1 protein-coding gene and 1 pseudogene are annotated in these 2,976 nt (G+C 66.5%); one reads left to right on the top strand and one right to left on the bottom strand.

What is annotated here, in order from left to right; genetic code table 11:
- Positions 1-251: pseudogene (locus WAN02_RS07010) on the bottom strand (hypothetical protein); the annotation flags it as partial.
- A 137-nt stretch (positions 252-388) separates the two neighbouring features.
- On the opposite strand from WAN02_RS07010, the gene WAN02_RS07005 reads away from it, so the two are divergent.
- On the top strand, positions 389-2,976 hold a 2,588-nt coding region (locus WAN02_RS07005), incomplete at its 3' end, for an adenylate/guanylate cyclase domain-containing protein (RefSeq protein WP_422263440.1).

Genomic DNA, 2,976 nt, shown 5'->3' with positions numbered 1-2,976 from the left:
TAGCTCAACACCTCCGGTCCGTGCGGCCCCAGCGCGATCGGCCCTTGCAGACGGGCCTGCCGAATGAGCCGATGCGCTTCTTCGGGATTGGCCGCGTGCTCATATGCGATGGGCGGCAGGTCCGCATCAATGACGGTGGGCTTGTTGGTGCCGATGATGTCGACGGTCACGGTGGCCTCCTCGGGTTCGACCAAGTCGACTATCCGAGGTCGCGAGCGCAAGACCATCGGCCAGAACGCGTAGATCTGCACAACGACGGGTCGTAGATCGGGCTGCGATCTACGCGTTTTCGCCGATGTTTCCGGTTTGCGGTGGCCGCATGCTGGCTAGCATGAGCGAATTCGATCCACGCGCGGATACGCCCCTGGTGGACTGGAGCGAACTAGGCGTGAGCGGCCTTTTACCCACCGGCACCGTGACGTTGCTGCTGGCCGACGTCGAGGGCTCCACGCGGCTGTGGGAAACCCAACCCGACGCCATGACCGCGGCCACGGCGCGGATGAATCACGTGGTATCGGACACCATCGCCACCCACGACGGCGTACGCCCGGTCGAACAAGGTGAGGGTGACAGCTTCGTGGCAGCCTTCGCCCGCGCCTCGGACGCGGTCGCTGCCGCCTTGGAGATGCAACGCGCGCCGCTGGCGCCGATCCGGTTGCGCATCGGGATCCACACCGGAGAAATCCAGCTGCGCGACGAGGGCAACTACGCCGGCCCAACCATCAACCGCACCGCGCGACTGCGCGACCTCGGCCACGGCGGCCAGACCGTGCTGTCGGGCGCGACCGAGCCACTGGTGGTTGACCGACTGCCGGACGGTGTGTGGCTGGCCGATCTGGGCAACCACACGCTGCGTGATCTGCCCCGCCCGGAGCGGGTAGTGCAGTTGTGCCACCCCGACCTGGTCAACGAATTCCCGCCACTACGAGTAACGAAAACCATTGTCAATCAACATCTTCCGGTGCAGTTCACTAGCTTTGTCGGACGCGAGGCGGATATCGCCCAGGTACGCAATCTCGTGACGCAGAACAGGTTGGTTACATTGACCGGCGCGGGCGGCGTGGGCAAGACCCGGTTGGCGATTCAGATCGCAGGCCAAAGCACGAACGAATTCGCCGACGGCACCTGGTACGTGGATCTGGCGCCGATCACCGACTCCGAGCTGGTGCCGGTTGCCACCGCACGCGCACTGGGCCTGCCTGACCAGCCTGGCCACTCCACGATGGACACGCTGAGCCGGTTCATCGCCGACCGTCAGATGCTCATGGTCCTGGACAACTGCGAGCATCTGCTCGACGCGAGCGCCACGCTGACGCTGGCGTTGCTGGCATCTTGCCCTCGGCTGACGTTGTTGGCGACCAGCCGAGAGCCGATCGGGGTGGCCGGCGAACTGAGTTGGCGAGTGCCGTCACTGCCGCTAGCCGACAAAGCCGTCGAACTCTTCGCCGATCGTGCGCGCCGCGCTCGTGCCGATTTTGAGATCAGCGACGAAAGTCTCATGGCGGTAAGCGAAATCTGTCGTCGCCTCGACGGGGTACCGCTAGCGATCGAATTGGCGGCAGCACGGGTGCGGGCGCTGTCGCTGACCGAGATACTCGACAGCCTGCATGACCGATTCCGCTTGCTTACCGGCGGTGCACGCACCGCCGTACGCCGTCAGCAGACCCTGCGCGCCTCGGTCGACTGGTCACACGCACTGCTGACCGAACCTGAGCGGGTTTTGTTCCGTCGGTTGGCGGCATTCATGGGTGGCTTCGACCTCAGTGCGGCGCAGACCATTTGTGGCGGTGGCGATGTCGAGCGCTATCAAGTGCTCGATCAACTCGCCTTGCTGGTGGACAAGTCGCTGGTGGTCGCCGACGAGAGCGGCAGCCGAACCCGTTACCGGCTCTTGGAGACGGTCCGTCAGTACGCTCAGGAAAAGCTTGGCGAGTCCGGCGAAGCCGATGCAGTCCGAACACGTCACTGCGACCACTACACGTCGATGGCCGCGCTGCTTGACGCGCCCGCAGGCAGTGAGTATGCGCTGCGCATCGAGCAGGCCAACACCGAGATCGACAACCTCCGTGCCGCGTTTTCGTGGAGCCGGGAAATCTCCGACGGCGAACTCGCGCTGGCGCTGGCGTCGTCACTGCAGCCGCTGTGGCAAGCGCGAAGCCGCCTCAGAGAAGGGCTGGCCTGGTTCGACGCCGCGTTGAGCGACCTCGGCGCGGGGCATCCGGAGGTGGCAACCGCAGTGCAGGCGCGGGCGCTGGCAGATAGAGCGACGCTCGCCGTCTGGCTGGACGACGCCGACAGCCTGGATCAAGCTCAGCGGGCCCTGGCGCTGGCGCGAGGGGTCGACGATCCGGCTCTGCTGGTGCGAGCGCTGACTGCCTGCGGCCTGGTCGCCGCCCTCAGGACTGAGGCAGCCGGGCCGTATTTCGGCGAAGCGATCGGCCTGGCCCGAGACTTGCAGGACCCGTGGCGGCTCAGCCACATACTCGCCGGGCAGGCACGCGGAGCGACCCACGCCGCGGACCCGTTTGCGATACGGGCGCCCGCCGAGGAAGGACGCGACCTCGCCGATGCGATTGGCGATCGGTACAACTCGCTCATCTGCCGGTATTGCCTGGCTTGGGCAGAGATGCACCAGGGCGAATTGACCTGCGCCGCGCGGCAAATCGCTGAGCTGCTGGCCGATGCCCGAGCCGCGCACGACGGGATCATGGAGGTGCAAAGCGTCGGGGGGCAGGGCGTCGTGCTGGCCTTCCAAGGTGAGGCGTCCGCGGCCCGAGCCGCCGCCAACGCGGCCATCCAGGCTGCCGCCGACCTTGGGGGGGCCTACGCAGCGTACGGATACGCGGCACTGGCTAACGCGGCCATGGCCGCGGGGGATCTTGCGGCACTGCAGGATGCGGTGGGAGCGTCGCCACAGTTCAGTGCCCTGCCACAGATGGCGGGGCTGCAGCGGACCTACCGCGCAGTGGCCGCCTT

Source organism: Mycobacterium sp., assembly GCF_049281135.1.
Classification (GTDB): domain Bacteria; phylum Actinomycetota; class Actinomycetes; order Mycobacteriales; family Mycobacteriaceae; genus Mycobacterium.
Note: the sequence above shows the minus strand (reverse complement) of the source record. Positions and strands in the feature narration are given on the sequence as shown.